This is a genomic window from Nocardia jejuensis NBRC 103114 (assembly GCF_001613145.1).
In the GTDB taxonomy this organism is placed as follows: domain Bacteria; phylum Actinomycetota; class Actinomycetes; order Mycobacteriales; family Mycobacteriaceae; genus Nocardia; species Nocardia jejuensis.
The window spans coordinates 219,776-244,445 of sequence record NZ_BDBU01000016.1 but is presented as its reverse complement, the minus strand read 5'-3'; the positions used below and the strand labels follow the sequence as shown (position 1 = coordinate 244,445).

At 67.9% G+C, this 24,670-nt stretch carries 22 protein-coding genes; 11 read left to right on the top strand and 11 right to left on the bottom strand.

Annotated elements, in window-relative coordinates; genetic code table 11:
* From NJ1_RS40970 to gatC, 3 genes are all read right to left on the bottom strand, one after another.
* Entirely contained in the window at positions 1–2,208 is a 2,208-nt protein-coding gene (locus NJ1_RS40970; RefSeq protein WP_218025180.1) for an ADP-ribosylglycohydrolase family protein, read from the bottom strand.
* Between the two features lie 142 nt (positions 2,209–2,350).
* Positions 2,351–3,820 carry an Asp-tRNA(Asn)/Glu-tRNA(Gln) amidotransferase subunit GatA gene (gatA, locus tag NJ1_RS13125; protein WP_067692528.1) on the bottom strand — a complete coding sequence of 490 codons (1,470 nt, stop codon included), beginning with the start codon at positions 3,818–3,820 and terminating at the stop codon, positions 2,351–2,353.
* Positions 3,821–3,881: 61 nt separating this feature from the next.
* Complete coding sequence (gene gatC / locus NJ1_RS13120) at positions 3,882–4,181, bottom strand: Asp-tRNA(Asn)/Glu-tRNA(Gln) amidotransferase subunit GatC (protein ID WP_067692525.1); 300 nt, start codon at positions 4,179–4,181, stop codon at positions 3,882–3,884.
* 245 nt (positions 4,182–4,426) lie between these two features.
* Here gatC and NJ1_RS13115 point away from each other — a divergent pair, with 245 nt between their 5' ends.
* The 3 genes from NJ1_RS13115 to NJ1_RS13105 all read left to right on the top strand — a co-directional run bounded on the left by NJ1_RS13115 (position 4,427) and on the right by NJ1_RS13105 (position 6,303).
* Complete coding sequence (locus tag NJ1_RS13115; protein WP_067692522.1) at positions 4,427–5,077, top strand: ACT domain-containing protein; 651 nt, start codon at positions 4,427–4,429, stop codon at positions 5,075–5,077.
* Between the two features lie 201 nt (positions 5,078–5,278).
* Positions 5,279–5,737, top strand: coding sequence for a hypothetical protein (locus tag NJ1_RS13110; protein WP_067692520.1), 459 nt, complete (start codon positions 5,279–5,281; stop codon positions 5,735–5,737).
* A 26-nt stretch (positions 5,738–5,763) separates the two neighbouring features.
* The gene (locus NJ1_RS13105) at positions 5,764–6,303 is read left to right on the top strand and encodes a hypothetical protein (protein WP_067692517.1); all 540 of its coding nucleotides are present in this window, start codon (positions 5,764–5,766) and stop codon (positions 6,301–6,303) included.
* A 151-nt stretch (positions 6,304–6,454) separates the two neighbouring features.
* Here the strand turns inward: NJ1_RS13105 and NJ1_RS13100 are convergent, their stop codons facing one another.
* Positions 6,455–6,961 carry a GNAT family N-acetyltransferase gene (locus NJ1_RS13100; RefSeq protein WP_067692958.1) on the bottom strand — a complete coding sequence of 169 codons (507 nt, stop codon included), beginning with the start codon at positions 6,959–6,961 and terminating at the stop codon, positions 6,455–6,457.
* A gap of 178 nt (positions 6,962–7,139) precedes the next feature.
* Here NJ1_RS13100 and NJ1_RS13095 point away from each other — a divergent pair, with 178 nt between their 5' ends.
* From NJ1_RS13095 to NJ1_RS13080, 3 genes are all read left to right on the top strand, one after another.
* Positions 7,140–10,064: an alpha/beta hydrolase gene (locus NJ1_RS13095; protein ID WP_067692515.1), complete on the top strand. Its 2,925-nt coding sequence runs from the start codon at positions 7,140–7,142 to the stop codon at positions 10,062–10,064.
* Between the two features lie 400 nt (positions 10,065–10,464).
* Positions 10,465–11,268, top strand: coding sequence for a 2OG-Fe(II)-dependent halogenase WelO5 family protein (locus NJ1_RS13085; RefSeq protein ID WP_067692509.1), 804 nt, complete (start codon positions 10,465–10,467; stop codon positions 11,266–11,268).
* A gap of 59 nt (positions 11,269–11,327) precedes the next feature.
* Positions 11,328–12,188 (top strand): PhzF family phenazine biosynthesis protein, encoded by an 861-nt coding sequence (locus tag NJ1_RS13080; protein WP_067692955.1) that lies wholly within the window; start codon positions 11,328–11,330, stop codon positions 12,186–12,188.
* Here NJ1_RS13080 and NJ1_RS13075 read toward each other — a convergent pair.
* From NJ1_RS13075 to NJ1_RS13065, 3 genes are all read right to left on the bottom strand, one after another.
* Positions 12,166–12,627, bottom strand: coding sequence for a RidA family protein (locus NJ1_RS13075; protein WP_067692506.1), 462 nt, complete (start codon positions 12,625–12,627; stop codon positions 12,166–12,168). The two genes, NJ1_RS13080 and NJ1_RS13075, sit on opposite strands and share 23 nt — an antisense overlap.
* An 82-nt stretch (positions 12,628–12,709) precedes the next feature.
* The gene (gene ligA / locus NJ1_RS13070) at positions 12,710–14,827 is read right to left on the bottom strand and encodes an NAD-dependent DNA ligase LigA (RefSeq protein ID WP_067692504.1); all 2,118 of its coding nucleotides are present in this window, start codon (positions 14,825–14,827) and stop codon (positions 12,710–12,712) included.
* Positions 14,828–15,015: 188 nt separating this feature from the next.
* On the bottom strand, positions 15,016–15,804 hold the full coding sequence (locus tag NJ1_RS13065; RefSeq protein ID WP_067692951.1) for an ArsR/SmtB family transcription factor: 789 nt from the start codon (positions 15,802–15,804) through the stop codon (positions 15,016–15,018).
* Positions 15,805–15,990: 186 nt separating this feature from the next.
* Here NJ1_RS13065 and NJ1_RS13060 point away from each other — a divergent pair, with 186 nt between their 5' ends.
* Both NJ1_RS13060 and NJ1_RS13055 read left to right on the top strand, forming a co-directional pair.
* Positions 15,991–17,244 (top strand): AAA family ATPase, encoded by a 1,254-nt coding sequence (locus tag NJ1_RS13060; protein WP_245717361.1) that lies wholly within the window; start codon positions 15,991–15,993, stop codon positions 17,242–17,244.
* A gap of 96 nt (positions 17,245–17,340) precedes the next feature.
* Positions 17,341–17,748 carry a hypothetical protein gene (locus NJ1_RS13055; protein ID WP_067692502.1) on the top strand — a complete coding sequence of 136 codons (408 nt, stop codon included), beginning with the start codon at positions 17,341–17,343 and terminating at the stop codon, positions 17,746–17,748.
* Between the two features lie 25 nt (positions 17,749–17,773).
* Here NJ1_RS13055 and NJ1_RS13050 read toward each other — a convergent pair whose 3' ends face one another.
* Complete coding sequence (locus NJ1_RS13050; protein WP_245717360.1) at positions 17,774–18,622, bottom strand: SAM-dependent methyltransferase; 849 nt, start codon at positions 18,620–18,622, stop codon at positions 17,774–17,776.
* 109 nt (positions 18,623–18,731) lie between these two features.
* On the opposite strand from NJ1_RS13050, the gene NJ1_RS13045 reads away from it, so the two are divergent.
* Positions 18,732–19,286: a TetR/AcrR family transcriptional regulator gene (locus tag NJ1_RS13045; protein WP_067692500.1), complete on the top strand. Its 555-nt coding sequence runs from the start codon at positions 18,732–18,734 to the stop codon at positions 19,284–19,286.
* A gap of 44 nt (positions 19,287–19,330) precedes the next feature.
* Here NJ1_RS13045 and NJ1_RS13040 read toward each other — a convergent pair whose 3' ends face one another.
* The 3 genes from NJ1_RS13040 to NJ1_RS13030 all read right to left on the bottom strand — a co-directional run bounded on the left by NJ1_RS13040 (position 19,331) and on the right by NJ1_RS13030 (position 23,130).
* Positions 19,331–20,377 carry a methionine synthase gene (locus NJ1_RS13040; protein WP_067692498.1) on the bottom strand — a complete coding sequence of 349 codons (1,047 nt, stop codon included), beginning with the start codon at positions 20,375–20,377 and terminating at the stop codon, positions 19,331–19,333.
* A gap of 405 nt (positions 20,378–20,782) precedes the next feature.
* Positions 20,783–21,907: a tRNA 2-thiouridine(34) synthase MnmA gene (gene mnmA / locus NJ1_RS13035; protein ID WP_067692496.1), complete on the bottom strand. Its 1,125-nt coding sequence runs from the start codon at positions 21,905–21,907 to the stop codon at positions 20,783–20,785.
* 2 nt (positions 21,908–21,909) lie between these two features.
* A complete protein-coding gene (locus NJ1_RS13030) occupies positions 21,910–23,130 on the bottom strand; it encodes a cysteine desulfurase family protein (RefSeq protein ID WP_067692494.1) in 1,221 nt (406 codons plus the stop codon).
* Between the two features lie 760 nt (positions 23,131–23,890).
* Here NJ1_RS13030 and NJ1_RS39975 point away from each other — a divergent pair.
* Together NJ1_RS39975 and NJ1_RS13020 are read left to right on the top strand one after the other, a co-directional pair.
* Positions 23,891–24,337, top strand: coding sequence for a hypothetical protein (locus NJ1_RS39975; protein ID WP_067692492.1), 447 nt, complete (start codon positions 23,891–23,893; stop codon positions 24,335–24,337).
* Positions 24,327–24,647, top strand: a complete 321-nt coding sequence (locus tag NJ1_RS13020) for a TetR/AcrR family transcriptional regulator (protein WP_067692491.1) — start codon at positions 24,327–24,329, stop codon at positions 24,645–24,647. The genes NJ1_RS39975 and NJ1_RS13020 overlap by 11 nt, the downstream gene beginning before the upstream one ends.
* Positions 24,648–24,670: the final 23 nt, after the last annotated feature.

The window sequence follows — 24,670 nt, the reverse complement described above, 5'->3', positions numbered from 1 at the left end:
TCACCCCGGATACCGGGCGCGCCACTCCTGCGGCGGTTCACCGAGGGCGTTCACCGGCGGATTCGGCCCGAACTCGGAGCAGAAGTCGGTGGCGAGGCTCTCGATCACGGACGCCGCGTCGAGCGGCGTGTGCCACTGCGCGGGGATGGCGGCCGCACCGAGCCGGGCGCCGAGCAGCGCACCGCAGATGGCCCCGGTGGAGTCGCTGTCCCCGGAGTGGTTGACCGACAGCAACACCCCCGTGCGGAAGATGTGTTCCGGTGTCCCCCCGGCGGATTCGGCGCACAGCGCCGCGCAGACCGCGATGGCCAGCGCCTCGGGTCCGATGAATCCGGATCCGAGCGTCTCGAGTGCCTCGGCCTGCAGCATCGGCGTGCTCTGGTGCGCGACATCGTCCACGAGCCGGATCGCGGCGGACAGCAGCCGGGAGGTCTCCTCGAAGTGCCGCTGTTTGGACAGCAGCGCACTGGCCTGCTCCAGCGCGGTGCCCAGATCCAGCCCGCGCGAGAGCCCGAAGACCATGGCGGCCAGGGTCCCGGCGGGCAGCCAGCCACTCGGATTCCCGTGCGTGAGCGCCGCCGCGTCACAGCCCAATTCGAAGGCCGCGTCGATCGAGTTCATCAGCCCGCAGGGCGCGGCGCGGACCACGGCCGCGCACCCCTTGGAGTCGTTGATCGGTGTGTCCCGGGTCCCCAGCGGAGATCCGGGCTGCTGCTGCGCGGCCACCAATTGGATGGCGTTGGCGGTGGCATGAGTCGGTCCGCGGTAGCTCATCAGCTCCGCGTGCCGGGTGAGTCTGCTGCGCAGGGGAAACGGCTGCTCGGGCAGGGGTGCGGCCGAGATGCCCTGCCCGCGCAGCCATACCAGCAGGCTCTCCTGGATCATGCCGAGCGTCGCGCCGCCGGCACCGCTCGAACGCGCCGCGACCGAACCGCGGATCAGCGCCTCCACGGTGAACAGCGTCAGCTGCGTCTCATCGGAGATACGGCCCTTGTACGTCTCGGGCCCGCCGGTGACGCCGCGAACCCCGTAGCGCTGCTGGATGTTTCGCAGCAGCATCGTCTCCACGGGGGCGCCCAGCGCATCGCCGACCGCACCGCCGAGCAGGCAACCGTGCACGATCTCGTACTGCGAGAGCGGCACGATGTCGTACTTGGACAGCGAGGCGTGCCGATCCCGGGACGGCGGCGGGTTCTCGGCCGAACCGCTCTCGTGCGGTGACGAACTCTCCTCGCGCCGAGTCGACGGCGCTTTCCCGACCGGCGTCGACCCCAGTCGGGTCGGCACCGATTCACCCTCGTGCCGGGCGAACCCGGACGCGGGTGTGCGCACCCCCGACCCGGGCGGCGTGTACACCCCCGAGCCAGGCGGCGCCGAACTCACCACTTCCCATGCCGCCTCGGCGAATTCGCTGCACGATCGGTATCGATCGTTCGGGTTCTTCGCCAGCGCCTTGCCCAGCACCGCGTTCAACGCGGCGGGCAGATCCGGCCGCAGCGAATCGGCCTCCGGAGGTGGCGACTGGATGTGCCCGAGCATGACCGTCGCGATATTGGTGGCGTCGAACGGGCCGCGCCCGGTCAGCATCCGGAACAGCGTGCACGCCAGCGAGTACTGATCGGACCGGTGATCCAGCGACTCCGCGGTCAGCTGTTCCGGGGAGGCGTACGCCAGGGTCGCGTTCAAGGTTCCGGTCCGGGTGAGCTGGATATTGTCGTCCAGCACCCGCGCGATGCCGAAATCGCTCAGCAGGACGCGCTCGCTGAACCCGACGCCGCCCGAGCGCGAGAGCAGGATGTTGGCGGGCTTCACATCTCGATGCAGGACGCCCTGGGAGTGCGCGTGATCCAGCGCCGCCGCGGTCTGCACGATGATCTGCACGGCCCGCCGCGGATCCACCGGATCCGGCCCCAGCGAGGTGCAGTCGATGCCGTCCACGAACTGCATGGCGATCCACAGCTGCTGGCCCTCGGCGCCGCGGTCGTACACCGTGATGATGTTCGGATGGTCCAGCTGCGACACCACGTCGGCCTCGCGCTCGAAGCGGATCCGAGTCTCGCGGTCCCCGAACATCTCCGGATGCAGCAGCTTGAGCGCCGTGAGCCGGGGCAGCCGGGGATGTCGAGCGGCGTAGACCGAACCCATTCCGCCACGGCCGACTTCGCGCTCGATCAGATAGCCCGCGAAGTACTCACCGCGTCGCAACATTCCCCGATACCCTCCACCATTCCGACCAGGTGCAGCCTACCGGGCATGGTGAACCCACCGCAGTGGTTAAGCACCGCACCCCTGTCACCACCGGAAAGACCGGATGGCGAAAGGGGTGCGGAGAGTGTTTGTTTCAGTGACGTCAGGCGATCGGACCGCGCGCGGCCTCGTACGCCGCGCCGACCCGGTACAGCCGGTCGTCGGCCAGAGCCGGAGCCATGATCTGCAGACCCACCGGCAGACCGTCGTCGCCGCTCAGGCCCGAGGGCACCGACATGGCGCAGTGCCCGGCCAGGTTGGTCGGCAGCGTGCACAGGTCGGACAGGTACATGGCCAGCGGATCGTTGACCTTCTCGCCCAGCTTCCACGGGGTGAACGGGCTGGTCGGCGAGACCAGCACGTCGACCGACTCGTACGCCTTGTCGAAGTCCTGCGCGATCAGGGTGCGGACCTTGAGCGCTTGACCGTAATAGGCGTCGTAGTAGCCCGAGGACAGCGCGTAGGTGCCGATCATGATGCGCCGCTTGACCTCCGGGCCGAAACCGGCCGCGCGGGTCATCGCCATCACCTGATCGGCCGAATGCGTGCCGTCGTCGCCGACCCGCATGCCGTAGCGCATGGCGTCGAAACGGGCCAGGTTCGAGGACACCTCGGACGGGAGGATCAGGTAGTAGGCGGCCAGCGCGTACTCGAAGTGCGGGCAGGACACCTCGATGACCTCGGCGCCCAGATCCTTCAGCTGCGCGACGGCGGCGTCGAAGGAGTTGATCACGCCGGGCTGGTACGAGTCCGAGTGCAGTTCCTTCACCACACCGACCTTCACACCGGACAGATCACCCTTCGCGCCCTGGCGGGCGGCGGCGACCACGGGCGGCACCGGCACGTCGCGTGAGGTGGAGTCGCGCGGGTCGTATCCGGCGATGACCTCGTGCAGCAGCGCGGTGTCCAGCACGGTGCGGCCGCACGGTCCACCCTGATCCAGCGAGGAAGCGCACGCCACCAGGCCGAAACGGGACACGGTGCCGTAGGTCGGCTTGGTGCCGACGGTCGCGGTGACGGCGGCGGGCTGGCGGATGGAACCGCCGGTGTCCGTGCCGATCGCCAGCGGAGCCTGGTACGAGGCCAGCGCCGCGGCCGAACCGCCACCCGAGCCACCCGGGATGCGGTCCTTGTCCCAGGGGTTGCGGGTCGGGCCGTACGCGGAGTTCTCGGTGGAGGAGCCCATGGCGAACTCGTCCATATTGGTCTTGCCGAGAATCGGGATACCGGCGGCGCGCAGCCGGCCGGTGACCGTCGAGTCGTACGGCGCGACCCAGCCCTCGAGCATCTTCGACCCACAGGTGGTCGGCATGTCGGTGGTGGTGAAAACGTCCTTGAGCGCCAAGGGAACACCGGCCAGCGGCGAGGACACGGTCCCCGCGGCGATGGCGCGATCGACCTCGGCGGCGGTCTGGAGCGCCTGCTCACCGGCGACGTGCAGGAAGGCGTTGATCTCCCCGTCGACCGCGGCGATGCGCTGAATGTGCGCCTCGGTGACCTCGACCGAGGAGACCTCACGCGAGTGGATCTTGTCCGCGAGATCGGCGGCGGACAACTGTGTCAGGTCCGTCATGCTGCATCCTCTCGCGAACGAACGGTGGTTACGCTCCGCTCCCGCATCCGGGCCCGAGCGCTCATTCGCCCTCTCCCAGAATCTGCGGAACCAGGAACCGCTGGTCCTCGACCGCGGGCGCGCCCGAAAGCGCCTGCTCCGGAGTCAGGCACGGCTGCACCACATCTGGGCGCGTGACGTTGGTCGCCGGATTCGGGGACGCGGTGGCGGGGACATCGGCGGCGGCGACCTCGGAGATCTGCGCGACGTGGGTCAGGATGGAATCCAGCTGACCGGCGTAGAGATCGAGTTCGTCATCCGTCAAAGCGAGCCGGGACAACCGGGCGAGGTGTGCAACCTCGTCCCTGGAGATGGCGGGCACCGCGGGACCCCTTTCGGCGTGGTTCGGGCATGGAGATTCGGCCACCCGACAGCCTAGCGAGTCACACCGGGCCGTCCGCCACAGGAGTCGCCCGGACCAGCTACCGTTGATAGGTAACCGCTCGGTAAGTGGCCTACATCACTACGGACGCTTCGATTCGATAACCCTGTCCCAGGGGTGTAAGTATTGCGGGACTCGGGTATACGTCCGAAAGTTTCGGTCGCACAACAAAGAAAGGAAGGCACGTGTCATACCTGCTTCGCGTGCAACTTCCGGATCGCCCAGGGAGTCTCGGTTCACTCGCCCTCGCGCTCGGTTCCGTCGGCGCCGACATCCTCTCGCTCGACGTCGTGGAACGCGGTGAGGGCTTCGCGATCGACGACATCGTGGTGGAAGTCGCGCCGGGCGCACTGCCGGACACCTTGATCACCGCCGCCGAATCCCTGCACGACGTGCAGGTGGATTCGCTGCGACCGTACTCCGGGATGCTCGACACCCACCGCGAACTCGAACTCATCGACCAGGTCGCCAATGCTCGCGACGACCGGCTGCAAGTGCTGGTCGACGGGGTTCCGCGGGTGCTGCGGGTCGGCTGGAGCACCGTCATAGACATGGGCCCACAGGGCGCGTTCCGGGTGGTGGGCTCGCAGAGCGCGCCGTCCACCCAGGCCGCCGCCGCGCCGTGGATGCCGCTGGAGAAGCCCGCGCTGCTCGACGGTGACAGCGACTGGGTTCCGCAACTGTGGCGGGACATGGACACCAAGCTTGCCGCCGCGCCGCTGGGCAACACCGGCAAGGCGCTGCTGCTCGGCCGTCCGGGCGGACCGGATTTCCGGCCGTCCGAGATCGCGCGGCTGGGGTACCTCGCGGGGATCGTGGCCACCGTTCTGGGCTGATCTTTTCCGATATTTCGCGCACCGGTGTGAGGTTCACACCGGTGCGTTCTGCTGTGTGCCGCATGAGTCTTTGCTGAGTATCGGGTGTGAGGTTGGTCCATATCTACTATCCGACTCAGTAGATGACCTACTATCTAGCTACGTAGATAAGTCACAATCCAGTGACCGGAGTACACGTGAGCAGAGAGGCAACGACGCCCCATGCAGCACTTCCACCGATCACCGCAGGCGCCACGAATCCGGCGGATCTCCCTCACCGTCGCGCAACTCGTCGGCGCGACCGCCGCGGTCACCATCGCGGCGGGAACCGCGACCGCGGAATCGCTTTCGCGTGAGGACGGCAACTCCGGCCGCCCGGGCGCCAGCGCGCCGGGCCGCCCCGGTGTGGACGAGCCCAACCGCGCCGGGCCGTTCAACCATCGTCCCGGCAAGTACGAGGGCGACACCACCGGCGCGCACCACATAGATCCGTACGGGTTCCACCACCGCGACTCGAATCCCGTTCTGCAGAACCAGCACCGGAACCCCGGATCCGAGCGGGTCCCCGCGCCGCAGTCCGCTCCCCGCACCGGCGCGGGCGGCCAACCCACCACCTGGACCCCGATCGAGGGCTCCGACGGCGGCTGGGCCGTCTGCCGGCCCCACGCCACCTGGTGCTGACCGTGAGACGAGAGCAGGAATCGACGATGACCACGATGACCCTCACACCCCGCACCCGTCGCATGCGCCGCGCGGCCGTCACCCCGCTGGCGATCGCCGCACTGACCGCCGCCGGGCTCCCGCTGGGCGCGGGCATCGCCGAGGCCGAGGAGCGCAAGACCCGCCCGGCCGCCGAATGCCTCTGGGCCGGTAAGGCTTTCGCACCGAACGCGACAGTCATCGCCGGTGGCAGCGAGTACCGCTGCGGCACCGATCGCGGCGCGCCGTACTGGGTCCGCGGCGCGAACACCGACCGCGCGAGCACCGTGTCCAACCCCGGCGCCCGCACCGCCCCGGCCGATCGATTCAGCCCCGGCGCCCGGCAACCCGGCACCAGCTACAACGACTACTGCGTCGGGGACCAGCTCATCCCCGGCACCGACGACATCTACCAGGTGGTCCGTCTCCCCGAGGGCATCACCCTCTGGAAGGCCGCCGCCCCCATCTCCCAGTGGCCGTTCGATTCCGCCGCGCCCGAATCCACCTGGCGCACATCGAGTCTCTGCATCGACGGCACCCTGACCTGATCCACCCCCGAACCTGACACCCGCCCGCATGCGATCCTCACCCGATCGCGTGCGGGCACAACCCTTTCCGCGGCGGCTGCCCACATCCGGTGCGGACAGCGCGGAAGCACGCGTCATCGACCCGCGCGATCGCCCGACCGCGTCCGGGCACTCACCCCGCTTCGGCGAGCCCCATCCGCATCACCGTCAACGGATTGCCCGCCATCGTGAACCAATCACGTTCGGGCACATGAACGAAACCCATCCGGTCGTACATCCGCCGTGCGTCAGCCATCCCGCCCATGGTGGTCAGCACCACCGCGTCGAAGCCCTCGTCCCGCGCGAGCTCGATCACCGCGCGCACCAGCGCGGACCCGACCCCCGCCCCGCGCGCCCCCTTGGACACCGCCAGCATCCGGAACTCCATCTCCCCCGGCCGCGCGATATCCGCGAATTCCGTCCCCGGCCGAGCCACCGTCAGCGATCCGGCGACCACCCCCGCCCGCACCGCGACCAGAATCTGCGCCAGCCCCGCCCGCTTCGCGGTATCGGCCAGCTCCGCGACATAGTCACTCCGCGGGTCGATATGACCCTCACCGACATAGACCTCGACGGTCAGTTCCCCGATCGCGTCGAACTCCCCGGCGCGAGCCTGGCGAATCTCGAACCCCTGAACCACCGACACCTCCACATTCGGAAACTCGCGCGCTTACGACTCACCATCATTCCCATGCACGTTCGCTCGGCAGCAGTCGGCATCCGATTCGTGGGGCTTTCGCAACCGGAAACACACCCTCGGTTCCGGGGCGATCTGTTAAGAAGGTGACGGTCGGGGATGTTCTACGAAGAGGTTGGCCATGGGGGTTCACGTCGTTTTCGTGCACGGTTTGTTCTCGTCGCGAAAGACCTGGTCTGCCATGACCGCGGCGATCGCGGCAGACCCCGAGATCGCAGGCGCTTTCGAACTGCACTACTTCGAATATCCCTCCCCCAAGTTCAACGGGCGGCCGGACCGGCGCATCGCCGATCTGCAGGATGTCGGCGGGGCGCTGGGCACCTATCTGAAGGCGAAGCTCCCCGACGGCGAACCGATCGTGCTGGTCACCCACAGTCAGGGCGGACTCGCCGTGCAGCAGTACCTGGCGGAGTCATGCCTGCAGCGCAGAGCCCATGAGCTGCATCGGATTCGGCAGATCGTCATGTACGCCTGTCCGACCACCGGCTCGGAATTCTTTCTCTCCCTGCGTAAATCGATGTGGTTCTGGCGCAATCCGCAGGAACGATGGCTGCGTCCGCTCAACGAGGCGGTGATGTCGGCGCACCAAACCGTCATCGAGCGTGTGGTTTTCGCGCACGGCCGCAGCGATACCGAGTGCCGCATTCCGATAGCGGCATACGGAGGCCTCGATGACGGAGTGGTGCCACCGAATATCGCAACCTGGGGATTCATCGACACCGGCAAGGTGCCCGGGAACCATTCCACGATCATCAAACCCTCCGGTCCGGACCACACCTCGTATCTCGTACTGAAACAGGCATTAACAGCCGTGGCGGCCACGGCACACGTGCAGCAGCAGCCTCCGAGCCCCGAGGACGGGCAGCTCTCGGTGACCGTTGATCCGCCGTGGGCCGAACTCACCCGCCCCCTGCGCGGCCGGGATCGATTACTCGCGGGAATAGACCACGACCGCAATGCCCGGGTTCACATACTCACCGGCGAAGGAGGTGTCGGAAAAACCCGACTGGCATTGGAAATCGCTACCCGGGCACGGCGTCGCGATATGCGGGTGTGGTGGATTCGCATGCCGCGGCTCAATGGGGGAATGCGCGAGGTCGCCACCCAACTCGGCGCGACGGACAATCAGATCGAACGCGCCTGGATGGGTATGAGCAGACCGTCGGATCTGGTCTGGAGCCTGCTGAACAAACTGGACAGCCCCTGGCTCCTGATCTTCGACAATGCCGACGATCCGCGCACGCTCGCCGCGCCGGGCGCCCATTTGTCGGACGGCTCCGGCTGGCTCCGCGAACCCAGCGGAGACAACGGGCGTGTTCTGGTCACGAGCCGGCAGGCCAGCGAAACTGTGTGGGCCTCATGGAGTCTCGTTCATGCGGTGCCCACCCTGGAGGCCTTCGCGGGAGCGGCCGTCCTGCGCGATATCTTCCCGGACGGCGGCAGCGTCGTGCAGGCGCGGGAACTGTCGGCGGAACTCGGCGGGCTCCCGCTGCGACTGCGCCAGGCCGGCGAGTATCTCGAATCGGCGAATCGGCCGCGCCGGGTGTTCGAGGGCCCGGACTCGGTGCGGACGTTCGAGAGCTATCGCCTCGCGATGCAGCGCCGCTGGCGCTCGCCGGACGAGACGTCCGGCGAGCTGGACGAGGCGCTCGGACTGGATCTCACCCGCGAGGTCATCGAACTCTCACTGTCCCTGGTCACCGATCGCGGCGTCCCCGATGCGCCCGCGCTGCTGAAACTGCTGTCCTGCTTCAATATCGCGCCGATTCCGTACTACGCGTTGTTCGCCGGCAACGCACTGGCGGGCTCCGACCTGTTCGCCGAGCCGGGAGCCCGCGCCGCCGCCCACGCGCTCGAGGAACTCGCGAACGTCGGGCTGATCCAACTGCAGCGCTCTCAGGCTGATGCCCCGGCCGATATCGAGCACGTGCTGTCCCTGCATCCGGAAATCCATTACCTCCTGCGAGAAGACGCCGATGTCCGCGATCGGCATACGGAGTACTACTCGCTCGCGGTGACCCTGATCGCGAGACTGGTCGCGGACCACGACCCGGACGATCCGACGCACTGGCCGATCTGGAATCGGCTGGTGGCCCACTCCACCCACGTCGCGCGCACCGCGCTGATCGGTCCCCGGCCACTGCGGGAGCACACCAATGTGGCCGAGGCGATCGATCTGGCCCGTTTGACGCTGCGCTATCTGGTGGCGCGGGGATTCCTCGATCCCGCCCACGAATTGGCGAGCGCACTGATCACCAATTGCGCCGAATGTCTGCTGGACCCGGACGACCCGGAGATTCTGGCCATCCGCCACGAACAGGCCCGGATCGTGCTCGAGCGTGGCGATCGACGCGTCGCCGAGCAGATGTTCCGGCAGATCCTCGCACTGCGCACCGAGAGACTGCCCGACGGCGAGCGTAATCCCGACACGCTGGCCAGTCGCCATAAACTCGCGCGCGCCATTCTCGAACAGGACGGCCGGGCGGCGGAAGCCGAGGCCGAGTTGCGCGCCATCGTCGCATTGGAGCGCACCGTCCGGGGCGCCGATCACTCCGACACGCTCGTTGTCCGCCGCAGCCTGGCGCGCGCCCTCATCTATCAGCGCCGTGCCGACGAGGCCGAACCGATGCTGCGCGAAATCCTCGCGGTGAGCCTGCGGGAGTGGCCGGAGACACGCATCGAAACCCGTTGGGTACGACAGACATTGGCGCGCTGTCTCGTCGAGCTCGAGCAGTACGCCGAGGCCGAACGGGAGGCGCGGTATGCACTGGATCTGTTCGAGAGTCCGGACGATCCGGCCGAGAATCCGAATCTGCGCTGGTCGCTGACCACGCATCGGACGCTGGCCATGGCGCTGCTCGGGCAGGCCAGAGTGCACGACGCGTCCGCGATCGTGGACCGGCTGCAACAGCAGGCCCGCACCCAGATCGACCCCGCCGATCCGCTGTTCGAGCGAATCATGGCGCTGTGGGAAGACATCCAGCAACGACTTCCCGAGCAACGCCCCGAACCGCCGAACGACTGTGACGAATCTGATGTACGGTAATTCGCGGCGCTGCTAACACTTTCGATGTTTGTCGCGTTGACCAGAGCATGGCCTTCGTAACCAGTATCGTCGCCACGGCGGGAGGGGCCGAAATGATACGGTCCGATAACGAATTCGATGAACCATCCATGCCTGTCGGCACGATCAACTATTCCAGCCCGGCCCAGGGCCTACAGGAGATCGCGCGCCAAATAGTCCTGGCGACACTGGAAGGCGATCGGCGTGTGCCCGAGCTCGACACCAGCCCATCGCCCGGCCGCACCTGGCCCTGACAGCCATTTTCCGGCGAACGTGAAGAGCATCTCGAAACGGCCTAATCGAGCTTGATCCCGCCGAATCTGTGAGAACCTACGTGCCTGGGTGACGCCGTATTTCACACTCCAACCCTGGGCAGGTGGACATGACGTCAGTTTGCACCCGCGATCCATTCTTCGTCGCCGTCGAGGCATCGGGATTCGAGCGCGACCACATCGCCGGCTTGGCGGCCGGTCGGTATGCCGCGATTCAGGTCGCGGATTTCCTTCCGGCACAGATATGTTCGGATGTGCTCACCGCGCTCGCGCGGGTTCCGTTCGATGCCTACGACACGAAGCGGGTCGACCCGCCGGTTTTCCGCTTCGGCATCGGAGTGAGCGATCATCGGGTCGACGGCGTACTCGCCGAAACATACTGGACGGCACTGGATTCCAGTCGGCAAGCATGGTCAGCCCTCCCCCTCGACTACGACCCGTTCGATCTGTGCCGGGCGGGCCTGGGACGCGACTGGCCGGGTGCGGTGCGGATCGCGCGGTCCGGCGGCAGAGAGCTCGGCCCGGGGGTCGCCCGCGAGCCGAACCAGGGTTTCCAAGTGCATTTCGATGATTCCATTCGCGAGTTTCCTGGCAGGCTGGTCGATGTGAACCTGGTCGCGCAGTTCGCATTCAATCTCTATCTGAGCGTCCCCGAGGACGGCGGGCAAACGATCGTATGGCGACATCGCTGGGGGCCTGGCGACGAATCATTCCGATTGCCCGATTCATATGGATATCGCAGCGCGGTGGTCGGCGAGTCCGAGTCATTCACACTGAGCCCAGCGGTGGGACAGGCATTGCTGTTCGATCCACGCAATTACCACGCCGTGCTGCCCAGCAGAGGAGGCCGCCGGATCGGACTCGGATTCGCTGTCGGATTAACCGATTCCGGCGAATTACACATGTGGGGCTGATTATCGACGAATCATTCATCGGGGTCACATCCGAGCCTCGAACACGCTACCTTCCAGCGATGGGGATTCTCCGCTACGCGGCGTTCAGTTCCGATCCGATCGGCGGCAACCCCGCCGGAGTGGTGCTCGACGCCACCGGTATGGACGCCGAAGCCATGCTCGCGACCGCGGCCGACGTCGGCTATTCCGAAACCGCCTTCGCCATTCCATGGGACGAAAAGACACTGGACGTCCGGTATTTCAGCCCACTGATCGAAGTCCCGTTCTGCGGCCATGCCACCATCGCCACCGCCGTCGCGCACGCCGAACGGCATGGCATCGGCGATCTGGTGTTCCGCACCGGGGCCGGTCCCATACCTGTGCGCACTCGGCACGACGACACAGGGGCCATCGTCGCCACCCTCACCTCGGTCACCCCGAACTGCCGCGCCATCAGCCCGGACGACCTCGAACCGCTGCTGCGACTGCTGAGGTGGACCGAAGCCGATCTCGATCCGGCGCTGCCACCGCGCGTCGCTTATGCCGGGGCGTGGCATCCCGTGCTCGCGGCGCGCACCCGCGAACGGCTCGCCGATCTGGATTACGACTTCGACGCCCTGGCGGAGCTGATGCGCGAGAAGAAGTGGACCACGGTCGATCTCGTCTGGCGAGCCTCGACGACGGAATTTCATGCCCGAAATCCCTTCCCGCCCGGCGGAATTCGGGAAGACCCGGCGACCGGCGCAGCGGCGGCCGCACTCGGCGGATACCTGCGCGCGATGGGCTTGGTGACGCCACCGACCACCATCACCGTGCATCAGGGCGAGGACATGGGCCGGCCCGGAGTGATCACCGTGGAGATCCCGGCCGGTCTGGACGCCGGGCTGGCGGTCAGCGGCACCGCTGTGGCGATACCCGTCAGTCCGCCAGCTGCACGGTAATTTCCAGCTCGATCGGGACGCGCAGCGGAAGATCGGGCACGCCGACCGCCGTGCACACACCACCTCGGTCCGGACCCAGCACCGCGGCCAGGAAGACGTTCGCGGCGGCCACCACCTCGAACTGCCGATCGAACCCGGGGGCGGACGCGACATACCCCGCCACCCGGACCACCCGGACGATCGAATCCAGTTCGGCAACGGCAGCGACCGCGGCCAGGGCCGAGAGCACACAGCCGCGGCCGAGCGCGGCGGCCTCCTCGACCGTGACCTCGGCGCCGACTCGACCGGTCCGCACCACCTCACCCGCCACCATGGGCACCTGACCGGCGATATGGACCACCGATCCGGTCCGCACGGCTGGCAGGTACACCCCTTTGGGCGGATTCACCTGCGGCAGTGGCACTCCGAGTTCGACCAGACGCGCGCGGACATCAGGCATGTGGTGGACGATACCCAGCCCGCCCCCTACGCGAGACGGCTTCGGCCGCACCGACCGCACGCTCGGGCGTGGCGCGTGCGAGTCAGGATTCCCCGGCGGGCTCGGCGGGCTCGTCGATCTCGGACGCGAAGGCATCCGGTCCCTCGGCGAGCAGTCTCACGAAGCCCTGCTCGTCGAGGATCGGGACGCCGAGTTCCTCCGCCTTGGCGGCCTTGGTGCCGGGGGCTTCGCCGATCACCACGAAAGCTGTTTTCTTGGAGACCGATCCGGCGGCTTTGCCGCCTCGAAGGAGGATCGCTTCCTTCGCGCCGTCGCGGGTGAAGGTTTCCAGGGAACCGGTCACCACGATGGACAGGCCCTCGAGGTTGCGGGGGATGGAGTCGTCGCGTTCGTCCTGCATGCGGACGCCGGCGGCGCGCCATTTGTCCACGATGTCCAGATGCCAGGGGACCGTGAACCATTCGCTCAGGGCGACGGCGATGGTCGGGCCGACGCCGTCGACGCCGGCCAGTTCCTCGTAGGACGCCTCCTGGATGCGGTCCATGCTGCCCAGGGCCGAGGCCAGGGAGCGGGCGGCGGTGGGACCGACGTGGCGGATGGACAGGGCCACCAGCACGCGCCACAGGGGGCGGTCCTTGGCGGCGTCCAGGTTCTGCAGCAGGCGCTTGCCGTTGGCGGAGAGGGTGCCGTTCTTGTTGGTGAAAAGCGTTGTGGTGAGCAGGGTTTTCTCATCGAGGGAGAACAGGTCGCCTTCGTCGGCGATCGCGTCGGACTGCAGCAGGTCGATCGCCGCCTCGTAGCCCAGCGCCTCGATGTCGAACGCGCCCCGCCCGGCCACGTGGAACACCCGCTCACGCAGCTGCGCGGGGCAGTACTGCTGGTTGGGGCAGCGGATGTCGGCGTCGCCCTCCTTGGCGGGGGCGAGTTCGGTGCCGCATTCGGGGCAGTGGGTGGGCATCACGAACGCGCGCTCGGAACCGGTGCGCGCGTCCACCACCGGGCCGAGTACCTCGGGAATCACGTCCCCGGCCTTGCGGATCGTGACGGTGTCGCCGATGAGCACCCCCTTGCGCACCACCTCGGAGGCGTTGTGCAGGGTCGCCATCGACACGGTGGAGCCCGCGATGGTGACCGGGGCCATGACCGCGAACGGGGTGACCCGGCCGGTGCGGCCCACGTTCACCTGGATGTCCAGCAGCGTGGTGGTGGCTTCCTCGGGCGGGTACTTGTAGGCGATGGCCCAGCGCGGCGCGCGCGAGGTCGCGCCGAGCCGGCGCTGCAGGGCGAAATCGTCGACCTTGATGACCTGGCCGTCGATCTCGTGCTCGATATCGTGCCGATGCTCGCCCCAGTACGCGACGCGCTCGAGGACCGCGTCCACGCCCTGCACGCGAATGGTGTGCGCGGACACGGGAAGTCCCCAGGCGGCCAGCGCGCGGTACGCCTCGAACTGCGAGTCCGCCGCGAAGCCCTCCAGCCGGCCGAAGCCGTGGCAGATCATGTGCAGCCGGCGGCGGGCGGTGACCGCCGGATCCTTCTGCCGCAGCGATCCGGCCGCGGTATTGCGCGGATTCGCGTACGGCGGTTTGCCTTCCGCGACGATCGAGGCATTGAGATTCTCGAAGTCCGCCAGGGTCATGTACGCCTCACCGCGCACCTCGAGCAGCTTCGGGACCGGGAATTCGTCGGTGCCGATCAACTCGTGCGGGATGTCGTCGATGGTGCGCGCATTGAGGGTGACGTTCTCCCCCGTGCGCCCGTCGCCGCGGGTGGCCCCGCGCACGAGCTTGCCGTCCTCGTAGACCAGGTTCAACGCGACGCCGTCGATCTTCACCTCGCAGACGAAGTGGGTGCCCGCGCCGGTCTCCGCCTCGACCCGGCCGATCCAGGCGCGCATCTCCTCGGCGTCGAAGACGTTGTCCAGGGAGTACATCCGCTCCAGGTGATCCACCGGCGCGAACTCGGTGGTGAAGCCGCCGCCGACCACCTGGGTCGGGGAATCGGGGGTGCGCAGATCCGGATGCGCCTCCTCGAGCGCCACCAGCCGCCCGAACAGCTCGTCGAACTCGCCGTCGGTGATGATCGGCGCGTCCCGCACGTAGTACCGGAACTGGTGATCTCGCACCTGTTCGGACAGCTGCTGCCACTGCGTGCGCTCGTCCCCGCTCGCCGGGGTGATCTCGCTGCCGGATTCGCTCACACCAGGCACTTTATCCGAAGGCACCGACAGGAACGTGCGACATTCCCGCACGTCACGCGCGTATCCGAGAGATTTTCGCGCCCGCGTCCCGTGAGCGGCCAACCGGTCGGAATCTCGCCGCTCCGCCGTTCGAGAGGTGCTGCGGCAGGGGCGTTCTCGGCGGCCGAGAGTTCTCGACGCCTCTCGGATCACGCCGGTTCCGGCAGCACGTCCCCGGTCTCCAGCAGCGTCTTGAGACTCGAGAGAATCGCGGGCCAGCCCTCGCTGATACCGAGCAATACCTCGCTGCCGGGTGCGAAGCCGTCGTGCACGACGGTGAGTTTCACCGTCTCGCCGGCGGGTTCGAGGGAGAAGGTGACCTTGGAGCGCGGTTCGCTCGACCACTTGGCCACCTCCTCGGAGTTCATGCCGAACTTCTCGGCGAACGCCGGGTCGAAGGTGTGCCAGGTGTAGGACAGCGTGCGATACGGATCGGCCGCGATGACCACCTGGGCGGGATCCGTGCTCGACCAATCCCGCTGGTGCCAGACCATTTCCGAGCCGGGTTGCCAGTCGGTGTCGAAGCTCGCACCCCAGTACCGGTTGGTGAAGGCCGGGTCGGTGAGCGCCTGCCAGAGCTGCACGGGGGTGGTCTTGATGTAGGTCGTATAGACGAATTCGTTGCTCATTGTCGCGGTCTCCAATGCGGTTTTCAGGTCGGCGAGTGCGTGCACCCGGCCGCGGTCGTATCGGTTGATCCAGCGGTCGGTGATGGCATTGACGGGTTCGGCATTGAGGTAGTGCAGTTTCTCGCGGCCCCGCCGCAGCGTGGTGACCAGGTTGGCCGCCTCCAGCACGGCGAGATGCTTGCTGACCGCTTGGCGCGTCATGTCCAGTTCGGCTCCCAGTTCCCGCAGCGTCTGGCCGTTCCGCTCGTTCAGGCTGTCCAGCAGCCGACGACGGCTGGGGTCGGCCAGCGCCTTGAAAACCTCGTCCACGAACACCTCGCGTCTGTGCCGCTCGATATGCAACCCATCGGTTGCCGAATTCAGAATAGGCATCCATTCGGTTGCCTGTCAACGGTCACCGTGCGCACCCCTCCGCAGCAGTGCGGATCCCGATTTCACACCCCGCCGGGTGTGCCCGATTAGCGAAAGTCGCCTTCCTGCCCGGCAAACGGCAAGATGTCGAACGTGCTGCGCAGTTTCCAGGTGACTAATCACCGCTCTCTCGCCGAACCACAGGAGTTGCGGCTCACCCGTGGCAACGGGCCGGTCGCCACACCGGTCACTGCCGTGTACGGCGCCGCCGCCACCGGGAAGACCGGCCTCATCGACGCCCTCGACCGAATGCGCGATGCCGTGCTGAACTCGGTCACCGGCTGGGACCCCTACTCCGGACCGGTTCGAACCCCGCATCTCGGGTTCGCCGATCGCCCTTCGGAATTCATCGCGCAGTTCGTCGCGGAGGGCTGCCCGTACACCTACGGCTTCCGACTCGACAACGCCGATGTCACCGCCGAATGGCTGCACTCGCATCCACACAATCGCAAGCGGATCGTGTTCGAGCGCGCCGGCGAGGACATCCGGATCGGACCGCAATTCGAGGCCGCCCGATACGGATTGGGCGCGGTGGTGCCGCTGGTGCGCCCGAACGCCCTGCTGCTGAGCCTCTCCGGCCAGCTGTACGCCGAACCCCTGGTGCCCGCCTACCGCTGGTTCCAGTCCCTGCTGGAAGTGCAGTGCGGACAACCCGATCCGGCCGAGATCGCGCAGCGCGTCGGCAGCCACATCTCCCGATCCACCGATCACGCGGTACGGCTGCTCACCATGGCCCGCGCCGCGGACCTGGGCATCACCGATCTCCTGCTACCGGGCGACGATCCCATGTACGCCGACTACCTACGGGACCTCGACACCGATATCGCCTCCACCACAAAGGAAATCGAGAACTGCAATCTCTCCGCGAGCTACGCGGAGGAACTGTTCCTCGAACACGGCATCACCATCACGTTGCTGCAGCGAGAACTGTCGAACCTGTACGCGGCCCGCGACGCCCTCTACTCGCGGATGGTCGCACGCCGGGGCGTCGGACTGGGTCTGGTGCACGAGGGCATCGACACCGCCTTCGACATCGCCGACGAATCCAGCGCCACGCTGGCCATGCTGCGGCTGCTCCCGCCCATGCTGGACGCCCTCGACACCGGCGGCGTCCTAGCCGTGGACGATATCGACGCGTTCCTCACCCCGGAGACCGCCGACAGCCTGATCCAGCTGTTCCAGAACCCCGAGACCAATGCGCACGGCGCGCAACTCATCTTCACCACCGCCGATCGCGGGCTGATCGACCGGGGCAACGGGCGCTCGCAGTCCAAGCGGACCACGGTCTGGCAGCTGCGGCGCACCAGCGCGGGCATCTCCGAGCTGAACGCGCGCTGATCCGGCACGGTCGCGGGCAGAGTTCGCCGCGACCGCGCCCACACGGGCAGGAACCGGGCATATCGCCCACTCAGGCGGCCCGCCTACGATGGGGGAATGCTCATGCAGCTGACGTTCTTCCTGCTGATGGCCGGTGCGCTGGTCGCCGCGATCACGTACTACCGGCGCGGCCAGGGCGGGGGCGCCACGCCCGGTACCGCGCTGTTCAACGGTGGCGGCGGACGGGCGGGGGCCACCGAGTCCGGAACCCTCTATGTCACCGGGGTGAGCCCGCTGCCGGATGTCCCGGGCGAGCAGTACGTCACCATCAGCGGCAGCATCTCCGGACCCTCGGTGGTCGCCCACGAGGTGTACGGGCGATTCGCCTGGGACACCAACCAGTGGCCCTCGCCCGGGGATCAGATTCCGGTCGCCTATCCGGAGGGCAAGCCGGACCGCTGGCAGCTCGGGCACCCGGGCGCGCGCCCCTACTTCGGATCCCGCCCCGAGAAGCCGAGGAACTGACCCACCGAGGATTCGGAACCGGCCGTCAGCGCCGAACCGCCTGGAAGGTCCCGATGCGGGGATCGCCGTTGGCCAGGTTCCGGCCGTACGGCGCGACCTGGTCGTCCCAGGTGCGGAATTCGGTGTCCCACTCCTGCGCGGCGAGCAGCCATTCGACGGTGTCGAATCCGGCCGAGGCCGACGCCGCCGGGGCGTCGTCGCCGTCGCCCGACACCATGCGCCGCAGTTCCGGATACGGTCCGGCATTCGCGTCGAGAGCGAAACGACCGGAGCCGAAACGACTCCCGGGAGCGGACAGCTGCGTGAGGGTCTCGACCACCCGCCGATGATCCGGCGGGGTCAGGTACGCCAGCACGCCCTCGTCGACCCAGAGAGTGGGTTCGGAGGCACTGAATCCACTGTCCGACAGTGCTTTCGGCCAGTCGCCGCGAAGATCGGCGGGCAGGACGCGACGCGCGCAGGTCGGGATCGCATTCACGCGGGACAGCACCGCTTCCTTGAAGGCGAACAGCTCGGGCAGGTCGATCTCGAACAGGCGCAGGTCGGCCGGGAGGTCCATGCGGAAGGCCCGCGTGTCCAGGCCCGCTCCGAGCAGGACGACCTGACGGCACCCACCGTCCACGGCCTCGCGCACGCGATCGTCGAGCAGGCGCACGCCCGCGCTGCGCCCCTCCTGGAACTGCTCGGCCAGTGCCTCGAGGCGCGTCCAGCGCTCCGGCTCGAAACCCGCCCTGGCCGCGTCCGCGAAGTGCCGCGCGAGCGGGTCGAGGTAGAGCCGATCGGCGCGTTCGGATTCCCGGGCACGGATGACCGCGACCCCGATGGCGGTCATGGCCACGCCTGCGACCGGCACCGTGAATGCTGATTCGGGCATGATTCCTCCCTTATTTAACTTGCCGCCCGGCTAGGTAATTGCGGCTGTCCGAGACGTTAGGCTCCTCCTAGCCGGTCGTCAAGCAATCCGACCCCGAGAAAGGAGCCCGATGGACGGGCGTCGCAGCGATACCAGGGAGCGCATTCGTGCCGTGGCCATGGAGCTGTTCACCGAACGCGGGTACGAGAAGACCTCGCTGCGGGAGATCGCCGAGCGACTCGGGGTGACCAAAGCCGCGCTGTACTACCACTTCCGGACCAAGGAAGACATCGTCGCGAGCCTGTCGGACGATCTGCGCCGGGGCATCGACGACATCGTGTCCTGGGCCGACGCCACACCGGCGGGACCCGAACGCGCACAAGAGATCCTGACTCGCTACGGCGCGCTGTTGCACGGGCTCGGCAGGGACATGGTGCGCTTCTGGCACGAGAATCAGCCCGCGTTCCGCGAGCTCGGATTCGGGGTCGGCCTGCGCTATCAGTTCCGGGTGCTGGCCGATCTCATGACCGCGCCGGAGCACGCGCCGCTGGCGGTATTCCATGCGCGCCAAGCACTTCTGGCGCTCAGCTGGAGCATCTCCATGATGGGCGATCTGCCGCTCGACGACGACGAATGCTACGGCGCCGCCTCCGCCATCGCCTCGGACATACTGCGCCGGATGTAGGCGAGTTTCGCGCCGGAGCGGGAAACCCGCTCCGGCGCACCCACTCATTCGAAGGTGAGGGACTCCGGCTCGTCCGAGTAGGCGTGAGCGATTCCGGCGGCGAGCGTCAACGCTTCACGCGCCCAGGACAGCGGCGCACCCGCCAGACCGCAGACCGGAGAAACCAGGACCTGTTCGGCGAGCAGCCGACGGCGCAATCCGAGGCGATCCATCAGCCGCACACCGGATTCCGCGAGATCATGCCAGGTCACCGGCTTGTCCGGCGGCGACGTGGGAACCAGGCCCAGGGCCACGTATTTGCCGTCGTCCATGAGTTCGCCGATTCGGTCCAGATCCGCGGTGCGGATCGTCGACATGTCGAAACCGACGGCGGCGGCGGCGCTCCGGCGCAGGAAATCCAGCGCGGGGGAATCGGCGCAGGTGTGCACGAGCACCGGTCCGGCCTGCCGTTCGATCACCGAGTCCACGATGTGCAGGGCTTCGGGTTCGGGCATGGCGCGCACCGTGTTCATCACACTGACGCCGCGCAGCGATCCGGCCAGCACATCGGTCAGCAGGGGTTCGTCCAATTGCACCAGCACCTGGGCGCCGAGCCGTTTGCCGAGCTCGGCGGCATGATTCGCCAGCCCCTCGGCCATCGACTCCGAAAGATCGCGCAGCGCACCGGAATCGGTCAGCACCCGGTGCCCGAGCGGCAGCTCCACCTGCGCCGCGAGACTCAGCGGGCCGGTCGCCTGCACCTTGACCGTCCGGCCCGTACCGGTGAGACCCGCTGTCTCCCATGCTTCTTCCAGCGCGTCCAGGTCCGCGCGCAGCAAATCGTGTGCCCGGCGCGACACCGCGCCCGGCCGGACCGCCAGCCGATATCCCCGCGTGGTGCTGTCGAACCGCATGTCCACCAGCAGCGCCGAGACCCGCCCGATCATGTCCGCGCCGACGCCGCGCCCCGGCAGCTCCACCAGGTGCGCCAACTCCCCCAGTTCGCCCACCACGGTCGCGGCGGCCTCCCTCGGATCGGTCCCCGGCCATGACCCCACTCCGGTGGCGATTCCACCCCGCAGCACCCGCGCAGCACCGTCGACATCGCTCATTCGTGCCATCCCTATCGCTCGTCCGACCGAATTCCCGTACCTGACAAAACTTTTCGAACCATCGAGGGTCGGTCCGGCGAACCGATCAGCCCGGCCGACCCTGATGACAGACATACATCGGCGATCGTGCGGGCTCGACCGCACGGAAGTGTCCTCGAGCGGGGCCGTGTGCTCCTCAGACGCCGGGACCGGCAGGTCGCCGCCGTGACGCCGGTCGACGGACCCTCACCGCCAGTCTCCCTGCCCGCGTATCGACGGCCGCGACCGGATCCACGAGCCGGGCTTCCACGATCGCGCCCGGATCGTCCGTCGACCTCGAACCCGCGAGCGCCACCGAATCGACTCGGCACGCCGGTGCGCGGCGCGGCACGCCGGCGACCTGGCCCGGCATGCTGCACCCCAGACTCAACGGGTGCTGTCCGCGACCGCTTCGGTTGCGTACGAATGTGTTTCACGCTCGGTGCCGGAGATGGTGCCGCTGCCGATGACCTCGTCGCCGCTCGCGGAATCCGGGCGGTACAGCACCACGGCCTGGCCGCGCGCCACACCGGTGAGCGGCTCCCGCAGGCGCACCACGAGACCGTCGCCGACGGCTTCGCCCACCGCGGGTGCGGTGCCGCCGTGCGCGCGGACCTGCACGATGCACTCGATCGGGCCGTCGGGGGTCGCACCGGAGGTCCAGACGGCACGGTCGGCCAGGATCGTCCAGACCTCGAGATCCTTGGCGGAGCCCACCCGCACGACGCCGGAGTCCGGGTCGATATCGGTGACATAGCGGGGCTTGCCGTCGGCGGCGGGGCCGGGCAGGCCCAGACCCTTGCGCTGGCCGATCGTGAAGCCGTGCACGCCTTCGTGATCGGCGAGCTTGGTGCCGTCGGCATCGAGCACCGCACCCGGGCGGATGCCGATCTTCGCGCCCAGGAAGGCCTGGGTGTCGCCGGAGGGGATGAAGCAGATGTCGTGGCTGTCGGGCTTGTTGGCCACCGCCAGGCCGCGCTCGGCGGCTTCCTCACGAATCCGCGGCTTGGGGGTGTCGCCGATCGGGAACATGGCGCGGCCGAGCTGATCCGCGGTCAGCACCGCGAGCACGTAGGACTGGTCCTTGTCCTCGTCCACGGCGCGGCGCAGCACGCCGTCCTCGAGCCGGGCGTAGTGACCGGTCACCACGGCATCGAAGCCCAGCGCGACCGCGCGGTCGGACAGCGCCGAGAACTTGATCTTCTCGTTGCACCGCAGGCACGGGTTCGGGGTCTCACCGGCGGCGTACGCGGCGACGAAATCGTCGATCACGTCTTCCTTGAAACGATCGGCGAAATCCCAGACGTAGAAAGGAATTCCGAGCACGTCGGCGGCGCGACGGGCATCACCGGCGTCCTCCTTCGAGCAGCAGCCGCGCGATCCGGTGCGCAATGTGCCCGGTGACGCGGACAGCGCCAGGTGCACGCCCACCACCTCGTGCCCGGCCTCCACGGCGCGGGCGGCGGCAACCGCGGAATCGACACCACCACTCATCGCAGCAAGTACACGCATATTCAGAAGCCTCCCTTCGCGCCGGCCAGTCCGGCCGCCTTCGCCCGCTCCATGACCTGCGGCAGCACTGCCAGCAGGGCATCGATATCGGCGTCGGTCGAGTTGTGTCCCAATGAGAATCGCAGCGACCCGCGCGCGAGCCCCGGTTCCACGCCCATGGCGAGCAGCACATGGCTCGGTCCGGCGACGCCGGCATTGCAGGCCGATCCGGTCGAGCATTCGATCCCGGCCGCATCGAGCAGCATGAGCAGCGAATCGCCCTCGCAGCCGGGGAACGTGAAGTGGGCGTTGCCCGGCAACCGGCGCTCACCGGTCGCGCCGTTGAGCACCGCATCGGGAACCAGGTCCCGAACCCCGGAGATCAGCCGGTCCCGCAGACGTTCGGATTCCGCTGCGCGCACGGCCGATCCGGCGACGGTCTCGCGAATGGCGGCGGCCAGTCCGGCGGCGGCGGGCACATCGGAGGTGCCCGAGCGCAGGTCCCGCTCGTGCCCGCCACCGTGCAGCAGCGACACCACCGGGACCGTGCGGCCCAGCAGCAGCACGCCGACGCCGTGCGGTCCGCCGACCTTGTGCCCGGCGAAACTCGCCGCGGCGAGCCCGCTCCGGGCGAAGTCGATGGGCAGCTGCGCCGCCGCCTGCACCGCGTCGCTGTGCATCGGAACGTCGAATTCCTGTGCCACGGAGGCCAATTCGGCGATCGGCTGAATGGTGCCGACCTCGTTGTTGGCCCACATGACGCTCACCAGCGCGGTGTCATCGGCATGCGCGGCGAGGGCCTCGCGCAGCGTGCGCGGCGAGACGACGCCGTCGGCGTCCACCTCGAGCCAGGTCACCTGCGCGCCCTCGTGCTGCTCCAGCCACTCCACGGTATCGAGCACCGCGTGATGTTCCACCGCGCTGACGAGAATCCGGGTACGGGCCGGCTCGGCGTCGCGGCGGGCCCAGTAGATGCCCTTGACCGCCAGGTTGTCGCTCTCGGTCCCACCCGAGGTGAAGATCACCTCGGACGGACGCGCGCCCAGCCCCTCCGCGATCGACTCGCGCGCCTCTTCCAGGAGCCGTCGCGCGGCGCGGCCGGAGCCGTGCAGCGAGGACGCGTTGCCCACCTGGCCCAGCACAGCCGTCATCGCCTCGACAGCGACCGGGAACATGGGTGTGGTGGCAGCATGATCGAGGTAGACCGTCTGGGCACCTACCGGACCCGGGAAAGCCGACTTCATAACCGATAAAGCCTATCCCATCGTTGACCTGCGCAAGCTTGGGGTATCCCCGCGCTGTTCGCGGGATCACGGCGAGTCCGCGCCCCGTTTCGGGAACAGGCCGACCACCGCGCGATATTCCCGCACGACGGGGCATGGTTCGCGCTCGCCGCCGCGTGATCGGTCGATGACCGGACGCGTGAGGTGTCACACACCGTGCCCCTTGCCGCCGCCGGGGCGAGACCCGGCCGGGCATGGTCCGGCCCAGTCGCGAGCAGTTCGAGCTCTCGTCGGGGGTCTCTCGCGATTCGCGGTGACCCGACGCGTGGGATCGTTCGCCCTTTTCGCGGGATCGTTCCCGTGTCACTCGGCATGCCCGCCCTACGACCCCGATTGCGATATTCCACTCGGGATTGTCCACGGCGTCAGCACCCGCGCCCCTGCGATCCATGAACCTCTCGGACGATTCAATTTCGGCATTCTGCACAACGAATTCGGCATATTCAGCGCATATTTCACCCATTTCGGACAAAAGTTCGGTGTTTCGCCGAGGCAGTTCCGGGCTCGTGTTCGTATAGGGTTTGGTTCGTGTTCAGCGACCGTCGTACTCGTGTTTCGTTGGGCCCCTTCGATGCTCGAGCTCTCGTGCCCACCGCCGCCGGATCGTGGGCTCGCGAGCGTGGCGAGCGGCGACATATCGCGGTGACCTGACTCGCCCGGGTCGCCGGCCACTGCCTCACCCGCGCTCAGCGAAGCATCCGCACGCGAGAGAAAGGCCTTCATGTCCAAGCCCCGTGCACTCGGATATCTACGCCGTGATCTGTCCGGCGCGCGCCAGCAATGGGACGAATCCCAGATCCGCAGCCTGGCGGCACGATTCGGCTACGACCTGTGCAAGACGCTCACCTTCGGCTCCTCGGACGACGCCTCGGACAAGCAATTGCGCATCGCGGTGAACCGCACCCGCGCCGCCGCCGTGTTCGTGCCCAGCGCAACGCATTTCGGCCCCGCGGGTATCCCCGCCACGCTGATCGAACTCGTGGATGTGGTCACGGTCGACACCACCGAGACCTTCACCCGCCCGACCTCGCCTCGTGCGCAGCGGCGGCGGTGGAATCACCTCGGCGGCGGAATCATCGCGCGGGGGCGAGCGGCGGGCCGCGATCCGGCCACGGTCCAGCACGGAACCCTGATGAATCACACCGGGAGAGATCGAGATGAGCTCTGAACGCCACCGCGTCGCGGGCGCGCACCGCTATCGGCGCATGCACCACGAGGTACTCGACGCCGCGGAGACCCTTTTCACGACAGCCGATTTCCGCACCGTCACCCTCGCCGACATCGGCGCCGCCACCGGCCATCGAGCGGGCTCCATCTTCGCCCACTTCGCCACCACGGAGGCCGTGCTGATCGAAGTGCTGCACCGCCACTACGAGCGCACCCTCTCCCCCGAGTTGATCCGCCTGGCCACGGGCGACACCCTCGAAGGCATCCTCGACTTCGCAGGCCGCCGGAACGTGGCTGTACCGGCCCGCTGACCTCGCAGATGGCGACATCGGGT